General features: G+C 74.9%; 14 protein-coding genes. 6 read left to right on the forward strand and 8 right to left on the reverse strand.

Annotated elements, in window-relative coordinates:
• Positions 1-15: 15 nt before the first annotated feature.
• The 5 genes from JT721_RS05295 to JT721_RS05315 form a co-directional block, all read right to left on the reverse strand.
• Entirely contained in the window at positions 16-957 is a 942-nt protein-coding gene (locus JT721_RS05295; RefSeq protein WP_205471895.1) for a LuxR family transcriptional regulator, read from the reverse strand.
• Between the two features lie 9 nt (positions 958-966).
• Positions 967-1,581 carry a TIGR03086 family metal-binding protein gene (locus JT721_RS05300; protein ID WP_205471896.1) on the reverse strand — a complete coding sequence of 205 codons (615 nt, stop codon included), beginning with the start codon at positions 1,579-1,581 and terminating at the stop codon, positions 967-969.
• Complete coding sequence (locus tag JT721_RS05305; protein ID WP_205471898.1) at positions 1,581-2,588, reverse strand: sigma-70 family RNA polymerase sigma factor; 1,008 nt, start codon at positions 2,586-2,588, stop codon at positions 1,581-1,583. The genes JT721_RS05300 and JT721_RS05305 overlap by 1 nt, the downstream gene beginning before the upstream one ends.
• Before the next feature lie 945 nt (positions 2,589-3,533).
• Complete coding sequence (locus JT721_RS05310) at positions 3,534-5,072, reverse strand: glycerol-3-phosphate dehydrogenase/oxidase (RefSeq protein ID WP_205471900.1); 1,539 nt, start codon at positions 5,070-5,072, stop codon at positions 3,534-3,536.
• A complete protein-coding gene (locus JT721_RS05315) occupies positions 5,069-5,659 on the reverse strand; it encodes a TetR/AcrR family transcriptional regulator (RefSeq protein WP_205471902.1) in 591 nt (196 codons plus the stop codon). The genes JT721_RS05310 and JT721_RS05315 overlap by 4 nt, the downstream gene beginning before the upstream one ends.
• A 17-nt stretch (positions 5,660-5,676) precedes the next feature.
• Here JT721_RS05315 and JT721_RS05320 point away from each other — a divergent pair, with 17 nt between their 5' ends.
• Positions 5,677-7,260 carry an FAD-binding oxidoreductase gene (locus JT721_RS05320; RefSeq protein WP_240340203.1) on the forward strand — a complete coding sequence of 528 codons (1,584 nt, stop codon included), beginning with the start codon at positions 5,677-5,679 and terminating at the stop codon, positions 7,258-7,260.
• Positions 7,257-8,165: a diacylglycerol kinase family protein gene (locus JT721_RS05325; RefSeq protein WP_205471904.1), complete on the forward strand. Its 909-nt coding sequence runs from the start codon at positions 7,257-7,259 to the stop codon at positions 8,163-8,165. Before JT721_RS05320 ends, JT721_RS05325 begins: the two co-directional genes overlap by 4 nt.
• 351 nt (positions 8,166-8,516) lie before the next feature.
• On the opposite strand, the gene JT721_RS05330 is transcribed toward JT721_RS05325, so the two are convergent.
• Entirely contained in the window at positions 8,517-9,305 is a 789-nt protein-coding gene (locus JT721_RS05330; protein WP_240340204.1) for a pirin family protein, read from the reverse strand.
• On the opposite strand from JT721_RS05330, the gene JT721_RS05335 reads away from it, so the two are divergent.
• Complete coding sequence (locus tag JT721_RS05335; RefSeq protein ID WP_205471908.1) at positions 9,196-10,554, forward strand: GH1 family beta-glucosidase; 1,359 nt, start codon at positions 9,196-9,198, stop codon at positions 10,552-10,554. The two genes, JT721_RS05330 and JT721_RS05335, sit on opposite strands and share 110 nt — an antisense overlap.
• Before the next feature lie 12 nt (positions 10,555-10,566).
• Here JT721_RS05335 and JT721_RS05340 read toward each other — a convergent pair whose 3' ends face one another.
• On the reverse strand, positions 10,567-11,304 hold the full coding sequence (locus JT721_RS05340; RefSeq protein ID WP_205471910.1) for a sulfotransferase: 738 nt from the start codon (positions 11,302-11,304) through the stop codon (positions 10,567-10,569).
• A gap of 37 nt (positions 11,305-11,341) precedes the next feature.
• Between JT721_RS05340 and JT721_RS05345 the strand changes: the two genes are divergently transcribed.
• The 3 genes from JT721_RS05345 to JT721_RS05355 are packed head-to-tail and all read left to right on the forward strand — an operon-like array spanning position 11,342 to position 14,980.
• Positions 11,342-12,418 (forward strand): sulfotransferase family protein, encoded by a 1,077-nt coding sequence (locus JT721_RS05345; RefSeq protein ID WP_205471913.1) that lies wholly within the window; start codon positions 11,342-11,344, stop codon positions 12,416-12,418.
• Entirely contained in the window at positions 12,415-13,341 is a 927-nt protein-coding gene (locus tag JT721_RS05350; RefSeq protein ID WP_307827898.1) for a hypothetical protein, read from the forward strand. Before JT721_RS05345 ends, JT721_RS05350 begins: the two co-directional genes overlap by 4 nt.
• Position 13,342: 1 nt before the next feature.
• Positions 13,343-14,980, forward strand: coding sequence for a glycosyltransferase (locus JT721_RS05355; protein WP_205471915.1), 1,638 nt, complete (start codon positions 13,343-13,345; stop codon positions 14,978-14,980).
• A 33-nt stretch (positions 14,981-15,013) separates the two neighbouring features.
• On the opposite strand, the gene JT721_RS05360 is transcribed toward JT721_RS05355, so the two are convergent.
• Positions 15,014-16,162 (reverse strand): MalY/PatB family protein, encoded by a 1,149-nt coding sequence (locus JT721_RS05360; RefSeq protein ID WP_205471917.1) that lies wholly within the window; start codon positions 16,160-16,162, stop codon positions 15,014-15,016.
• Positions 16,163-16,231 lie beyond the last annotated feature (69 nt).

Genomic DNA, 16,231 nt, shown 5'->3' on the forward strand with positions numbered 1-16,231 from the left:
AGGCGGGAGCGGCCGTCAGGCCGGGGCGCCGATGGTCTCGGCCAGGCGGGTGCGCGAGGAGATGCCGAGCTTGCGGTAGACGTGGGAGAGGTGCCACTCGACGGCCTTGATGGTCACCACCAGCTCGGTGGCGATCTGGCGGTTGGTGAGGCCTTCCGCGGCGAGGCGGGCGACCCGTTGCTCGGCGGCTGTCAACGCGGCCAGCGCCTCGCTCTCGACCCGGCGGGGCGACTCGCCCACCCGGTCGAGCAGGCGGCGTACCCGCCCCTGCAGCGGCCAGAGCTCCTGGCGCCCCGCGTGGTCCTCGGCGGCGCGCAGCAGGGCGAGCGCCTCGGCGGCGCCGTCGACCGGGGAGAGCACCAGCAGCAGCCCGGCCAGGTCGGTGTCGACCTGGGCGGCGAGCCGGTCGGCGTCGCCGGGGCCGAGCAGGGCGCGTGCCTCGCGGAGCACGGCCACCCGGTCGATGCCGGCGTCGACGGTGGCCAGCGTGCGCAGGGCCAGGGCGACGCCGTACGCCGAGCCCTCGGCCCGGGCGCGCTCGGCCTGCTCGCGGGCCAGCACCGCGCCCTCGCGGGCCGAACCGGTGCGGAGCATCGCCAGGGCCGCACCCGAGCGCCACGGCAGGTCGGCCACCGGAGCCTCGGGGTCGAGGCGGCCGGCGGCCCGGTAGTGGTCGAGCGCCGGCTCGGGGTCGCCGAGGGCGGCCGCGAGCTCGCCCCTCGCGTGGTGGGCCAGGGCACCGACGTCGCCCGGGTCGTCGAGGTGGGCGGTCAGCTCGTCCGCCAGGCCCATCGCCTCGGCGAGGTCGCCCCGGGCCAGCCGGCAGTCGACGAGCAGCGCGAGCGTCGCGACCCGGTCGGGGCCGGTCAGGTCGGGGTCTCCGAGGAGGAGGCCGAGCGCGGTCATCCCCTCGCGGATCCGGCCGGTGCGAACCAGGGCCCGCACCTCGTGCAGCATGGGCGCAGCCTAGGAAGCCAGCCCCCGCACGTCGCCCGTTGCGGGCGGAAATGCCCCAGGTGGACCAGTCAGGTCCCGCCCGAGATGGCCCAGGAGGTGGGTGGCGGAGGACGCATCTTGGTGCGCCCGCCGGGCGACGCCGAACCGCGTCGGCCGGTCCTCGGGCCCCACCGCCCACGCGGCCACCGGCAGCAGCCCGGCGGCCAGCGGCTCCGGGATCGGCCCGCCGAGCCCTGTCGCGCGGCCGACGTCCCAACCGTGCACGGCCATCTCCAGCGCACCGGTCAGCACGACCACGGTCGCCTCGACCGAGCGGTCGCCGACCAGCACCCGGTCGGGGTCGTCGCGGTGCTCCACCCACGCGCCGACCAGGGCACACGCCTTCTCGCGCAGGCCCGGCAGCCCGGGCGGCACCGGTGCGGTCGGGCGGACGCCGACGTAGCCACCGGCCGCCTCGGTGAACGCGTCGAGCCCGTCGTCCATGTGGGCCAGCAGCTGGGCGAGGGTCCACTCCGCGCACGGCGTCGGCCGGCCGAGGTGGTGGGGTCGCACGGCGGAGAGGGTGCCGCGCGTGTAGGCCAGCGACCGCTCCAGCAGCTCGACCGCGTGGTCGAGCGCGGACATCAGACCGGTTCCGGCTGCCAGCCGGCGGGCAGCCGCGCGGGCAGCCCGAACCTCTCGAAGATGCCGTCGGCGAAGAACGCGCCGACGTGGGTCACCTTGTCGCCGTCGAGGGTCAGCACCTGCAGGTGGAACGGCACGAAGTCCCCGTTGCTGGTGCGCATGTAGAGGCCGAACGCCGGCTGCCCGTTCGCGGTGGTGGGCACCATCGGCATGTCGTACTCGCCGCCCGGGCACTGGGTCGCGATCAGGTCGCCGATGTTGGTGTTGCCCTTGTACCAACCGGTGAACGGCGGCATCTCCCACACCGCCTCGGCGGTCAGCATCGACACGATGGTGTCGATGTCCTTGCGCCAGAACGCGTCGACGTACTTCTCCAGCAGCTCCTGCTGCCCCTGGGTGAGTCGCTCCTCGACCGACTCCTCGGTGAGGTCGAGCCCGTCGAACTGCGCGTGGGCCCGCTGCAGCGCGGAGTTGACGGCGGCGCTGGTGGTGTCGAGGGCCTCCGCGACCTCAGCCGCCGACCACCGCAGCACGTCGCGCAGGATCAGCACCGCGCGCTGCCGGGCCGGGAGGTGTTGCAGCGCCGCCACGAACGCCAGCCGGATCGAGTCGCGCTCCTCGACCAGCACCGCGGCGTCGGGGACGGGCTCGAGCCAGGCGATCTCGTGGTTCTGCTCCAGCGCGTCGCCGGCCATCTGGTCGGCGGTGCCGAGCCCGGTCGGCAGCGGCCGCCGCGGCTTCCCCTCGAGGTTGGTGAGGCACACGTTGGTGGCGATCCGGTAGAGCCAGGTGCGCACCGAAGAACGCCCCTGGAAGTCCGCCGACGCCTTCCAGGCGCGCAGGAACGTCTCCTGGACGAGGTCCTCCGCCTCGTGCACCGACCCGCTCATCCGGTAGCAGTGGGCCAGCAGCTCGCGCTGGTAGCGGTCGGTGAGCGTCTGGAAGTCGTCGAGCTCGCTGGTGGTCTGCTCCGTGCTCGTCATCGCCCGCTCCTGCACCATGGTCATCCGGTCCGCTCCTCGCTCCGACAGTCTGCTGCACCCACAGACCGGGGTCGAGGCCGAAACTCATCGGCCTGCGGGGGCCAATCCGCGTGCCCACCGGAGGGTGTTCGGGTGCGCGGGTTTCGAGGCTCGCTCCGCCTCGCATTTCAACGAGCGCTTGGCGCTGGTCGAGGTGCGAAGGCCGCTAGGCCTGAGCCTCGAGAACCGGTGAGACGGAAGCCCTTCCTGTAGCGGGCGACTCCGGGGACGGGGCTCGGGCAGGTGGTGACTGCGGCTGGTGTGATCCGGCGGGCGGGTGGCCGTGGTTGGGATGTGGGTGCGGGGTGCCGCGCGTGGGTGGGGCACTGCGGCTGCTGCGCGCCGGACGTCGTTCGGCACTCGTTGCCGTGTCGCCGGACGCTGCTGGCTTGTTCCCCAGGTCCGCTGCGGCGCCACGCCGCCGTCGACGTGCCGAACGCCGCCCGTCGCTCCGCCGCCTCCGCGCCGCGCGGCGCGGCACGCCGGCGTGCGGGTCGGGGGGTACCGGTGGTCGAGCAGCGAGCGCCAGCGAGCGTCGTCGAGACCCCGTGAGCCGGAAACCCTCCGGTGGGGACGGGAGGGCGTTCGGCCGTCTGGGGTTTCGAGACAGTCGCTAGCGCGACTTCCTCAACCACCGGTGGGTGGCGCTGGTCGAGGTGCGAAGGCCGCCAGGCCCGAGCCTCGAGACCCGGTGAGCCGAGGGCTCTCCCGTTGCCACCGAGGGCGTTCGGCCGTCTGGGGTTTCGAGACAGTCGCTAGCGCGACTTCCTCAACCACCGGTGGGTGGCGGTGGTCGAGGTGCGAAGGCCGCTAGGCCTGAGCCTCGAGACCCGGTGAGACGGAAGCCCTCCCGTTCCCACCGGAGGGGTCCGGCCGTCTGGGGTTCCGAGACAGTCGCTAGCGCGACTTCCTCAACCAGCGCCGGCGCGGTCAGCCGGGGACGTGGCCGTGGACCAGGGTGAGGGCGCGCTCGGCGAGGGGGACGGCGAGCGCCCGGTCGGCGGGGACCAGGCCGACGCGGGTGCGGCGGTCGAGGAGGTCGGAGACGTCGTGGGCGCCCTCGTGGGTGACGGCGAACGCCAGCTCGGCGAGCGTGACCGGGACGGTCGGGGAGACCGGGGCGAGGAGCTCGTCGTCGGAGACGCCGGTCGACTCGCGGGCCGCGGCCAGGACGAGTGCGGCGTCGGTGCCGAACCGGCGGACCAGTCGCTCGGGCTCCTCGAGCCGGCCGAGGGTGTCGCGGTCAGCGGCGCCGAGCAGCGGGGTCTGCGCGGTGACGCACGGTCCGGCGTCGATGCGGGCGGAGGCGAGGGCCGCGTCGAGCGCGTCCTCCGCCATTCGGCGGTACGTCGTGAGCTTGCCGCCCACGATCGTCACCAGCCCGGTGGGGCCGACGAGGGTGGCGTGCCGGCGGGACAGGTCGGCGGTGGAGTCGATGCCCGGGGCCGAGTCGAGCAGCGGGCGCAGGCCGGCGAAGGCACCGACCACGTCGTCGCGGTGCAGCGGCCGGCTGAACGCCGCGGAGACCACGTCGAGCAGGAACCCGATCTCCGGCTCGGTCGGCAGCGGGACGTCGGGCACCGGCCCCTCGACCGGCTCGTCGGTGAGGCCGACGTAGACGGTGCCGTCGGGTTGGGGGAGCACCAGCACGAACCGGTTGGTCGCCCCCGGCACCGGTGCGAACACCGCGACCTTGAGCCCCGGCACCGACTCCTCGCGCAGCACGACGTGGGTGCCGCGGCTCGGCCGCAGCCGCACCTCGCCGGCGAGGTCGCCGGCCCAGACGCCGGTGGCGTTGACGACGGTGCGGGCGGTGACGGTGCGGGCGGCGCCGGTGAGCTCGTCGCGCAGCCGCACCTCGGTGCCGGTGGCGTGCACGACGCGGGCCCGGGTGCGCACGTGGGCGCCGGCGGCCGCGGCGGTGCGGGCGATCGTGGTGACCAGGCGGGCGTCGTCCTCGAGCTGGCCGTCCCAGCCCATCATCGCGCCGCGCAGCCCCGGCCGTCGCAGCGACGGGGCGACCTGCGCGGCCTCGGTGGCGGAGAGGTAGCGCGGGCGCGGCAGCGTGTCGGCGCTGGTGCGTGCGCCCCGGCGCAGCGCGTCGCCGGCGAGCATCCCGCCGCGGGTCAGCGCACGCTGGAACGGCGAGGTGGAGCTCGTGATCGGGACGATCGTGGGCATCGGCCGGCTGAGGTGGGGCGCGGTGGTCTCCATCAGGATCCCGCGCTCGACCGCGCTCTCGTGGGCGACGCCGACCTGTCCCTGGGCCAGGTAGCGCAGGCCGCCGTGCACGAGCTTCGACGACCAGCGCGAGGTGCCGAACGCCAGGTCGTGGGCGTCGACGGCGAGCACGCTGAGACCGCGGGTCGCAGCGTCGAGGGCGACGCCGGCGCCGGTGACGCCGAGCCCGACGACCACGACGTCGACGGAGGTCGGCACGCCGGCGAGGCCGGCGGTGATCCGGGTCATGGCTGCAGGGTCCGGGTGATGAGGGTGGCGAGCTCGGCGTCGAGCTCCTCGGCCGTGACCCGGTCGTCGACCATCGTGTGCACCGACAGCACGAAGCCGTGGACGGCGAGCAGCAGCGCCCGGGCGATGGCGACCGGGTTGCCGCGCCGGATCGCGCCGGCCCGCTGGCCCTGCTCGACCGCCTCGGCGGTCAGGCCCAGGATGAGGTCCTGCGAGCGGCCGCGCCGGGAGAAGAGGTAGGGGAGGATCAGCTCGGGGTCGAGCTCGACGATCCGCACGAACAGCTCGTTGCGCCGCAGCGCCGCGGTGGTGCCGACGATGCCGGAGACGATCCGCCCGACCGGGTCGGCGTCGGCGCCCGCGGCCACCTCGGCGGTCACCACGCCGGCCCACTCGCGGGTCATCAGGTCGCCGAGCAGGGTCGGCATGTCGGGCCAGGTGCGGTAGATCGTCATCCGCGACACCCCGGCCCGGCGGGCCACCTCGGTGAGCGTCGTGCGCCGCCAGCCGACGTCGAGGATGCACTCGCGGGCGGCGTCGAGGTAGCCGTCGCGGGCGGTGTCCGGCTTGTGACGAAGTGACGTCATGTGTCACAGTGTAACACATGAGCCAGACGCCGACCCAGGTCGAGATGCACCCCGAGCGCTGGGGCGACCCCGCCAAGGCCGCTCCCCTCCCCGAGAACGTGCGCGGCCTGATCGGCCTCGTCTTCGAGACCACCGACACCCCCGCCACCCCGGCCGCGACGCTGCCGCCGCCGGCGATCGACGCCGCCCTGCTCGACGAGCTGGGCGAGGCGGTCGGCGTCGAGCACGTGCTCACCGACGACGAGACCCGGCGCCGGCGTACGCGCGGCAAGTCGACGCCCGACCTGCTTCGTGCCCGCGCCGGCGACCTCGCGGACGCCCCCGACGCGGTGGTGCGCCCCGGCAGCCACGAGGAGGTCGCGGCGGTGCTGGCATGGGCGGTGCAGCACCACGTCGCCGTCGTTCCGTTCGGCGGCGGCACCTGCGTCACCGGTGGGCTCGCCGCCCGTCGCGACGGGTACGCCGGCCTGGTCAGCCTCGACCTCGTGCGGATGAAGCGGCTGCTGGCCGTCGACCACCACTCGATGACCGCCGTGCTCGAGCCCGGCCTGCGCGGACCCGAGGCCGAGGCGCTGCTCGCCGCCGAGGGGCTGACCCTGGGCCACTACCCCCAGTCGTGGGAGTTCGCCTCGATCGGCGGCTTCGCCGCCACCCGCTCCAGCGGCCAGAGCAGCGCGGGCTACGGCCGCTTCGACGCGCTCGTCGTGGGCCTGCGGGTCGCCACCCCGCGCGGCGAGGTCGCCCTCGGCAGCGCCCCGGCCAACGCCGCCGGCCCCGACCTGCGCCAGCTGTTCCTCGGCTCCGAGGGGGCCTTCGGCGTGATCACCGCCGTCACCGTGCGGGTGCGCGCACTGCCCGAGCGCAAGACCTACGACGGGTGGCGCTGGCCGTCGTTCGAGGCCGGCGCCGAGGCGATGCGCATCCTCGCCCAGGCGGGGCTGCTGCCGACCGTGCTGCGACTCTCCGACGAGGCCGAGACCGGCATCAACCTGGCCCGCCCCGACGAGATCGGCGGCGAGGGCTCCGGGGGCTGCCTGATGATCGCCGGCTACGAGGGCACCCCCGAGGCCGTCGAGGCCAAGCGGTCCGCAGTCGGCGCGGTGCTCGCCGGGCTCGGCGGCACCGACCTCGGCGAGGAGCCGGGCCGGTCGTGGGCCCACGGCCGGTTCGAGGCGCCGTACCTGCGCGACTCGCTGCTCGACGCCGGCGTGCTCGTCGAAACCCTCGAGACCGCGACGTTCTGGGCCAACCGCGACCGCCTCTACACGGGGGTCAAGGAGGCGCTCGAGCAGTCGTTGGGAGAGGGTGCGATGGTGCTGTGCCACATCTCCCACGTCTACGAGACCGGCTGCTCGCTCTACTTCACCGTCGCCCAGCAGGCCGCCGCCGACCCGCTGGCGCAGTGGCTGCCGGCCAAGGCTGCGGCCAACGACGCGATCGTCGCCGCCGGCGCGACCATCACCCACCACCACGCGGTCGGCACCGACCACCAGCCGTGGCTCGTGCACGAGATCGGCGTGCTGGGCGCTTCGGTGCTGCGCGCGGTCAAGCGCGACCTCGACCCCACCGACATCCTCAACCCGGGGGTGCTGGTGCCGTGAGCCGCTCGTTCACGTTCCTGGTCAACCCGTCCTCGGGCGGCGGCGCGGCGCCGGAGGCCGTGGTGCCGGTGGCCCGGCTGCTGCGCGAGGCCGACGCCCGCGTCGACGTGACCTACTCGCCCGGTCCGGTCGCGATGGCCGGGCTGGTCGCCGAGGCGGTCGCCCGCGGCGACGTGGTCGTCTCGGTCGGCGGCGACGGGATGCTCTCCTCGTTGGCCGGGCTGGTCGCCGATGCCGGCGGCACCCTCGCGGTGGTGCCGGCCGGGCGGGGCAACGACTTCGCCCGGATGCTCGGCCTGCCGTCGGAGCCCGCCGACCTGGGCCGACTGCTGCTCGAGGGCGAGGTGCGCCCCGTCGACCTGGTGGCCTGGACGCCGCCCGGCGGGCCGACCCGCTCGGTGGCCGGCTCGGTCTACGCCGGTGTCGACGCCCGCGCGGCGGCCTACGTGCACCGGATGCGGCGGGTGCCCAAGCAGCTGCAGTACCCCCTCGGCGCGCTCCGCGCCCTGGCGACGTACCAGCCGGCCCGCTACCGGGTCTCGGTCGACGGCGACGTGCGCGAGCACGACGCCGCCACCGTGGTGGTCGCCAACTCCGGCTACTACGGCAAGGGCATGCACGTCGCCCCGCCCGCCACCGTCGACGACGGCCTGCTCGACGTGATCGTGGTCGAGGCCGCCTCCCGGATCGCGCTGATGCGGGCACTCCCGACCATCTACGACGGCAGTCACGTGCACCGCGACGAGGTGCACGTGCTCCGCGGCGCGCGGGTCGAGATCGCCGCCACCGGCCGCACCCCGGTCGAGGTCGGCGGCGACGGCGAGCCCCTCGGCGTCCTGCCCGACCTCTCCGGCGCCCCGGCCGTCGCCGAGGTCCGTCCGGCGGTGCTGTCGGTCATCCGCTGACTCGCGCGCACCGCTGGTTGGGGAAGGACGAAGTCCTGTCTCGAAACCTGGCGCGACGACAGCCCTCCCGTCCCGCGGCGAGGGGCGTTCGGGTGCAGGGGTTTCGAGGCTCGCTTCGCTCGCACCTCAACCAGCGCCGGTGGTCGAGGTGCGAAGGCCGCCAGGCCTGAGCCTCGAGACCCGGTGAAACGAACGCCCTCCCGCAACCACCGCGGCCGGGTCAGGTGTCGCCGAGCCGTCGTCAGTTGACGCCGGGTCGGCGCACTGCGACGACAACAAGCGCCGGGTCGGCGATACCCCGGCCAGCACCTCGACCACCGGCGACGGAGGGCGTTCGGCCGGCGGGCGCGGTCAGGCGAAGGTCCAGAGCAGCAGCTCGGAGGGGACGGCGGCGGTGACCTCGAACGGCGGCTCGCCGGGCTCGGCGGTGAAGCGGAAGGCGTCGCCCTCGGCGAGGGGCTCGGCCAGCGAGGAGCGGGTGAGGGCGCCGCGGGCGAGGTAGAGGTGGCGCAGCGGGGCCTCGGGCAGGGTGAGGGACTCGCCGGCCTCGAGACGGGCCACCGAGAAGGTCGCCCCCTCGTGGGTCAGCACCTCGGTGAGTCCGGTGCCCAGGGCCACCGGCCACGCGTCGTACGACGGCTGCTCGGCGGGGTCGTCGGTGCGCAGCCAGACCTGCACGAAGCGGGTCTGCGGGGCGGCGGCGACCTCGGCGTGGTCGACCCCGGGGCCAGCGTTGAGCACGGCCACCGACCCGGCCGGCACGTCGACGGACCCGTCGGGGCCGGTGTGGCGCAGCACTCCCGACACCACCCAGCTGACGATCACCAGGCCGCTGTGCCGGTGGGTCTCGAACCCCTGGCCCGAGCCGAGCAGGTGGTCGTCGTGACACGTCATCGGGCCGAAGCCGAGGTTCTCGGGGTCGTGGCTCGCCCCGAACGAGAAGGAGTGTCGGGACAGACGTCCGGCTGCCTTTTCGGTGAATCGCTCGGTTCCCCGGCGGATCTCGGTGCTCACGGGCACGATTGTCGCAATGCCTGACCACACCCTGCCCCAGCTGCCCCCCGGCTTCCGTTTCGGCACCAGCACCGCGGCGTTCCAGATCGAGGGCGCGACCACCGCCGACGGCCGCGGCCCGAGCATCTGGGACACCTTCGCGGCCCGTCCCGGTGCGGTGGTCGACGGCGCCACCGGCGACCCGGCGTGCGACCACTACCACCGGCACGCCGAGGACGTAGCGCTGATGAAGCGGCTCGGCACCACCGGCTACCGGTTCTCGGTCGCCTGGCCGCGGATCCAGCCAACCGGCTCCGGGCCGGTCGACCCGCGCGGCCTGGCCTTCTACGACCGGCTCGTCGACGACCTGCTGGCGGCGGGCATCGACCCCATGGTCACGCTCTACCACTGGGACCTGCCCCAGGGCCTCGAGGACGACGGCGGCTGGCTCAACCGGGCCACGGTCAAGCGGTTCGCCGACTACGCCGCCATCCTGGGCGAGACGCTCGGCGACCGGGTCACCCACTGGGTGCCGGTCAACGAGCCCAACGTCGCCTCGCTGATGGGCTACGGCATCGGGGTGCACGCGCCCGGCAAGGCGCTGATGTTCGACTCGCTGCCGGCCGCCCACCACCTGCTGCTCGCCCACGGCCGGGCGGTGGTCGCGCTGCGCGCGGCCGGCGCCGTCGGCGAGGTCGGCTGCGCCAACAACCACGCCCCGATGTGGCCGGCCAGCGACGACGAGGCCGACGTCGGCGCCACCAAGCTCTTCGACGCGATCTGGAACGGCATGATCCTCGAGCCGATGCTGCTGGGTCGCTACCCGTTCGACCTCGGCCCGCTGCTCGAGGACGTCGTCCAGGAGGGGGACCTGGCGACGATCCGCCAGCCCCTCGACTTCTACGGCGTCAACTACTACAACCCGATGCGGATCGGCGCGGCCCCGGAGGACTCGCCGATGCCGTTCGAGTTCCGCGAGCTGGTGGGCTACCCCACCACCGACTTCGGCTGGCCGGTCGTGCCCGACGCCCTGCGCGAGTGGCTGGTCATGCTGCGCGCCCGGTTCCGCGCCGCGCTGCCGCCGATCATGATCACCGAGTCGGGAGCGGCCTACGGCACCGGACCCGACGAGCACGGCGTCGTCGACGACCAGGCCCGCATCGACTACCTCGCCTCCCACCTGCGCGCGGTCGAGGAGGCCTGCCGGCGCGGCGTCGACGTGCGCGGCTACTACTGCTGGTCGCTGCTCGACAACTTCGAGTGGGCCGAGGGCTACACCCAGCGCTTCGGGCTGGTGCACGTCGACTACGAGACCCAGGTGCGCACCCCGAAGCGGTCCTTCGAGTGGTACGCCGGACTGATCGCCGCCCAGCACGCCAAGGACTCCCTCGGCTGACCCGGCCCGGGCTCAGTGGGTGAGCCGCACGCTCATCGTGGCGCGCAGCGCGTCCTCGTCGAACGGCTCGCCCAGCCAGTCGAAGAGCGGGCGGAGCGCGGTGGGGTCGGCGGCGTAGTCGTCGTAGTGCACGTGGTGGGCGGCGTCGCCGAGGTCGGCGGCGACGGCCAGCAGGTCGCGCTCGATCTCGGCCAGCCGGTCGGCCATGCCCGGCCCCTGCTCGGCCCACCACCCGCTGCGCAGCACGTCGGCGTGGTTGCGGGTGTTGACGACGAACCGGGCGCCCGGGAAGACCTCCCTCAGCCAGCCGACGTGGTCGGCGAGGTCGTCGTGGTACCAGCGGATCTCCTTGAACCCCGTCACCCGGGTGCCCGGCTCCGGGCGCAGCACGGTCTGCAGCGCCAGCGCGCGCAGCGCCTCCAGGGCCCGCCGCTCGGGGTAGCCCGCGATGCCGTACCACGGGTGTCCGGGGGTCCGGGTGGCCGCGCCGCGGCGCCGCTTCTCGGCCAGCATCGTGGCGTGGAACTGGTGGAGGTGGCGCAGGGCAGCGCGGTTCTCGCCGCGGATCGTGTAGCCCGGGACGGTGTTGAGCACCGAGTTGAGCACCGTCGACCCCGACCGGCCGTAGGTCATCACGAACAGGTAGCCCAGGTCGGGACGGCCCTCGAGGCGGGCGAGCCGGTCGCGGAGGGCGGCGTTCTCCGCCTCGAGCCGGGCCAGCGCGGCCCGACGACCGACCAGCCCTCGCATGCGGGCCAGCCTAGTGCTCCCCACTAGGCTGCTGGCCATGTCCGACCTGCCCGCGCCGCCCGAGCTGCTGCCCGCGGCACCGGTGAAGCGACGGGTCGTGTTCGTGGTCGGCTCCGGGCGCAGCGGCACCAGCACGATGGCCGGCGCGCTGCAGACCCTCGGCATGCACGTGCCCCAGCCCGAGGTCAGCGCCGACGAGACCAACCCCAAGGGGTTCGGCGAGCCGCAGTGGGTGGTCGACTTCCACGACGAGCTGCTCCGGCGCTGCAACGTGCAGGTCTCCGACGCCCGCCCCGCGGCCTGGTTCGAGGCCGGCAAGCTCAACAACCTCGAGCCGCTGCGCACCCGCCTGCACGAGTGGCTCGAGGGTCAGTTCACCGAGGGCGGCCCCGAGCTGGTCGTCAAGGACCCCCGACTGGCCTGGTTCCAGGGGCTGTGGCGCTCGGCCTCGATGCGGTGCGACGCGACGCCGGCGTACGTCACGATGCTGCGCCCGGTCACCGAGGTCGTGGGCAGCAAGCAGAAGTACTACGCGTCGCGCTTCGGCGAGGTCAACCGCACCGCCGCGTGGGTCAACATGATGCTCCACACCGAGCGCTCCACCCGCGGCTCCCAGCGGGCCTTCGTGCGCTACGGCGACCTGCTGACCGACTGGACCGTGCCGCTGTTCGCGATCGGCCGCGACTTCGACCTCGAGTCGGTCAAGGTCGCCACCGCCAACGACATCCGGCGGGTGCACGAGTTCATCGACCCCGGGCTGCGCCGGGTGCAGCTCACCTGGGACGACGTCGAGGTGCCCGCCCGGTTGCGCGACCTGGCCGAGGAGAGCTGGCAGGCGCTGAACAAGTTGGCCGACGACGGCGGCGACACCCCCGAGGTGCACGAGCACCTCGACCAGCTGCGTGCGGCGTACGCCGACCTCTACGAGGAGTCGGAGGCGGTGGCCCAGTCGACCGCGCTCGCCGCCCGGCGGGAGGCCGCCGCGGAGGCCGAGGCCCGGCTCGCGTCGTCGGGGCCGCGCCGGGCCGCCGACCGGCTGCCCCACGGGGTGCGGGCGATGGTGCCGCGCCCGGTGCGCGCCGCGCTGCGCCGGGTGGCCGGCCGGGCGCGGTGAGCCCGCTGCGCACGGCGCCCCCGGACATCGCCAGCGCCGAGGGCCACGAGGGCTACGACGTCGTGTGGCCCTGGCGCTCCGGGCCGCTGCGCCCGGGGCTGACCTGCGTGTTCCGGGTCAAGAACGAGGCCCGCAACCTGCCGCGGGTGCTGCCGCCGATGTTCGAGGCCGTGCAGCACGTCGTGCTGGTCGACAACGACTCCGACGACGGCACCGCCGAGGTGGCCCGCGAGGTGGTGGCCGCGCTGGGTGCCGAGCACCGGTTCACCCTGGCGTCGTACCCCTTCCGGGTCGCCCGCGCCGGCGCCGAGCACCTGCACACCGCGCCCCACTCCGTGCACTCGCTGACCCACTTCTACAACTGGTCGTTCGCCCACGTGCGCACGGCGTACTCGATGAAGTGGGACGGCGACATGGTGCTCACCCGCGAGGGCGTCGACCACCTGCGCGACCTCTCCTGGCAGCTGGAGAGCTCGAACGCCGTCGTGGCGATCCCGCGGCACCCGCTGTCGGTCGAGAGCGACTCGGTGGCCTGGCTCGACCTCGGCTTCCGGTTCCTCGAGCCGTGGATCTACCCCATGGGCCCGGAGTTCACCTTCGTCAAGGCGTTCGAGTGGGAGGTGCGGGAGTTCCCGGCGACCTCCGAGCGGGTGGTGGCGCCCGAGGGGCTCTGCGTGGAGCTGAAGTGGCTCGACCAGGACGAGTTCGCCCACTGGAGCAGCACCGAGGAGTTCGACGCGTTCCGCACCCCGCGCAAGCGGCGCGAGATGGAGGTCTACCAGGCCATCGTCGAGGGCCGTGGCGAGGAGGTCTGGGGGCTGCACCGCATCGAGGCGCCGCCCGGCACCCACGTGGTCGAGCACGTCACGCAGACCTGGCTGGCCCGCGCCCGGCGGCCGCTGGTGCACCGGATCGAGCCCTGAGGTGGCGGCCGAGCCGACCGCGCTGGCGGCGTTCCTCGCGGAGGCGCCCGACTCCCGGCTGGTGCTGCGCCCCGGCGACCCGGCCCCCGAGGCCGGACGGCGCGAGCGGGTGGCCGTGGTGGTGCCCGACCGCGCCGCGCTGCGCTCGCTCGTGGTGCCGCCCGGGGTGCGCTCGGCCGCGATCGCGGTGTGGCTCGACGACGCCACCGCCGCCCTGACCCTGGTCGCACGGCCGGAGTGGCCGGCGCTGGTGCTGCTGCGCGCCCGGGCCGTCGACGGCGGGTGGCTGACGGTGCTGCGGTTCGCCGCGCCCGCGCCGGTGGACGCGGTGGTGGCCGAGCTGGGCCGCACGTCGGTGTGGCCCGACCGGACCGGCCACCGCGGGCTGGTGGTCGGCCGGCCGCGCAGCGACAAGGTGCCGCCCGACGTGCTGCTGGGCGCGGCGGAGGCCGGGTCGTCGGAGGCCTCCGGCGTCACCGGCCGGTCGCCGCTGGTGGTCACCGACCCCGACGGTCCGCTGGCGCTGGGCCCGCTCGACGAACGGGTGCTCAACCCCATCGGCTTCGACCCCGCGCCCACCGCGCCCACCGCGACCGTCGAGCGGCTGGTCGGGCCCGTCGAGGCCACCGAGGCGCTGGTCCGGCGGCTGCGGACGGCCGCCGGGGTCGCGCTCGACCTGTCCGACGGCCGCGACGACCGGCCGGTCGCGCTCGCGCGAGGCGTCGCCGGGCTGGCGATGGCCGGGGTGCCGCTGGTGGCCGACGCGGTGCCCCCCTCCGTGGCCCACCTCCTCGGCGAGCCGGTCGCCGGCCTGCTCGGCGCGGCCCCCGACCTGGCCGACCCGGTCGCCCGCGAGGAGCACTCGGTGCGCCTGCGCCGGGCCGCGCTGTCGTCGTACTCCTCGCTGGCGTGGCGGCGTCGGCTCGGCGAGCTGTCGGGGGTGCGGGTCGCCTGGCAGCCGGCGGTCTCGGTGGTGCTCGCGACCCGGCGGCCAGAGCTGCTCGAGCACGCGCTGGCCCAGGCCGCGCGGCAGCGCGGCGTCGACTCGCTCGAGCTGGTCCTGGCGCCGCACGGCTTCGACGTCGACCCCGCGAGGGTGGCCGAGCTGGTGCCCGGGCGCCCGGTCGCCGTGGTGCCCCAGCCCGCCCGGGCGGTCTTCGGTGACGTGCTCCAGGCCGCCGCGCGCCGGGCGTCGGGCGACGTGGTGGTGAAGATGGACGACGACGACTGGTACGGGCCCGACCTGGTCGCCGACCTGCTGCTCGCCCGCGCCTACAGCGGCGCGGAGCTGGTCGGCACCGGCGCGGAGTGGTACTACCTCGAGCCGCTCGACACCACGATGCGCCAGCCGTCGCCGGCCGAGGTCTACCGGGGGTTCGTGGCCGGCGGCACGATGCTGGTCGAGCGCACCCTGCTCCACGAGGCCGGCGGCTTCCGGGCGGTGCGCAAGCACGTCGACGCCCAGCTGCTGTGGTCGGTGCGGGTCGCGGGCGGCACGGTCTTCCGCACCCACGGCTTCGGCTACGTGCTGCGCCGCGGCACCGGCGACCACACCTCCGCCGAGGATCTCGACGTGCTGCGCGAGCGGGCGGTGCTCACCCGGCCGGGGCGATCGTTCAGCCCGCTGATGGAGGCCTGACCCCGCTCAGCCCGCCGCTCCGGCCAGCACCGTTCACACCAGCGCCGCGCCCAGGCGCCGTACGCCCTCGGCGAGGCGGTCGGGCGAGGTGGCGAGGTTGAGCCGCACGTGCCCGGTCAGGCCGGGGTGGTAGGCGTGGCCGGGCGCGACCTTGACCCGCCCGGTGGCCAGCGCCACGGCGGCGGGGTCGTCGTGGCCGAGCGCGCGCAGGTCGAGCCAGGCCAGGTACGTCGCCTCGAGCCGGCGCACCCGGGCGCCGGGCAGGTGGGTGGGCAGCAGCTCGTCGAGGAGCGCGCGCTGGGCGTCGAGCCGCTCGACCAGCTCGGCGAGCCAGGGGTCGCCGTCGTCGTACGCCGCGACGGCCGCGACCAGCCCCAGCGGCGACCACGACTCGTTGTGGGCCATCGGCACCGCAGCCAACCGCTCGTGGGTGGGCCGGTGGTCGGTGACGATCTGCCCGCAGCGCAGCCCGGGGGTGTTGAACGCCTTGGAGGTCGCGACCACGGCGACCGCGTGGTCGGCGGTGCCGTCGAGGCTGAGGTAGGGGACGAACTCGTGGCCCGGCAGCGCCAGCGGCCCGTGGATCTCGTCGCTCACCACCCGGGCGCCGTGCCGCACGACGACGTCGCGCACGCCCTCGAGCTCGGCGCGGGTCCAGCAGCGGCCGGTGGGGTTGTGGGGGTTGGTGAGCAGGAGCGTGCGGGCGCCGTCGGCGAAGAGGCGGTCGAGCGCGTCGAGGTCGATGGTGCTGCGGTCGGCGTCGGGGTCGAGCGGCAGGTCCCAGCGCTCGTGACCGGTGACCTCCATCAGCCGCAGCTGGGGGTCGTACGCCGGCAGCGGCAGCACCACCGGCCCGGGCTCGCTCAGCACCTCCAGGGCCAGCCGCACCCCCGCGGTCACGTCGACGACCGGCATCACCTGCTCGGGGTCGACCGCCTGGCCGTAGTGGCGCTCGGCGAACCCGGCGTGCGCCCGTCCGAGCTCGCCGCCGCCGCGCACGAACGGCGGGTAGCCGGTCATCCCGGCCGCCACCGCCCGCTGCAGCGCGTCGGCGACCGGCGGTGCGAGCGCGTAGTCCATCTCGGCCACCCACAGGGGCAGCACGTCCTCCGGCACCGTGCCCCACTTCAGCGGCAGCGCGGCGCGGGCCTCGTCGTCGGTCAGGTCGCGCAGCAGGCTCATGCCGTCGACGCTAGCGAGCGGCCGGTGGGCTGAGTACGCGATCCGTTCCCCGTCGTGCTCCCGGGCGGG

The sequence above is a fragment of the Nocardioides sp. SYSU D00038 genome, from assembly GCF_016924665.1.
Lineage (GTDB): Bacteria > Actinomycetota > Actinomycetes > Propionibacteriales > Nocardioidaceae > Nocardioides.

Excerpts from the sequence above, each read along its gene's own strand:
- JT721_RS05295 (WP_205471895.1), bottom strand. The coding sequence starts at position 957 with ATGCTGCACGAGGTGCGGGCCCTGGTTCGCACCGGCCGGATCCGCGAG.
- JT721_RS05300 (WP_205471896.1), bottom strand. The coding sequence starts at position 1,581 with ATGTCCGCGCTCGACCACGCGGTCGAGCTGCTGGAGCGGTCGCTGGCC.
- JT721_RS05305 (WP_205471898.1), bottom strand. The coding sequence starts at position 2,588 with ATGACCATGGTGCAGGAGCGGGCGATGACGAGCACGGAGCAGACCACC.
- JT721_RS05310 (WP_205471900.1), bottom strand. The coding sequence starts at position 5,072 with ATGACCCGGATCACCGCCGGCCTCGCCGGCGTGCCGACCTCCGTCGAC.
- JT721_RS05315 (WP_205471902.1), bottom strand. The coding sequence starts at position 5,659 with ATGACGTCACTTCGTCACAAGCCGGACACCGCCCGCGACGGCTACCTC.
- JT721_RS05320 (WP_240340203.1), top strand. The coding sequence starts at position 5,677 with ATGAGCCAGACGCCGACCCAGGTCGAGATGCACCCCGAGCGCTGGGGC.
- JT721_RS05335 (WP_205471908.1), top strand. The coding sequence starts at position 9,196 with ATGCCTGACCACACCCTGCCCCAGCTGCCCCCCGGCTTCCGTTTCGGC.
- JT721_RS05330 (WP_240340204.1), bottom strand. The coding sequence starts at position 9,305 with ATGCTCGGGCCGCGGCCGTCGGCGGTGGTCGCGCCCTCGATCTGGAAC.
- JT721_RS05340 (WP_205471910.1), bottom strand. The coding sequence starts at position 11,304 with ATGCGAGGGCTGGTCGGTCGTCGGGCCGCGCTGGCCCGGCTCGAGGCG.
- JT721_RS05345 (WP_205471913.1), top strand. The coding sequence starts at position 11,342 with ATGTCCGACCTGCCCGCGCCGCCCGAGCTGCTGCCCGCGGCACCGGTG.
- JT721_RS05360 (WP_205471917.1), bottom strand. The coding sequence starts at position 16,162 with ATGAGCCTGCTGCGCGACCTGACCGACGACGAGGCCCGCGCCGCGCTG.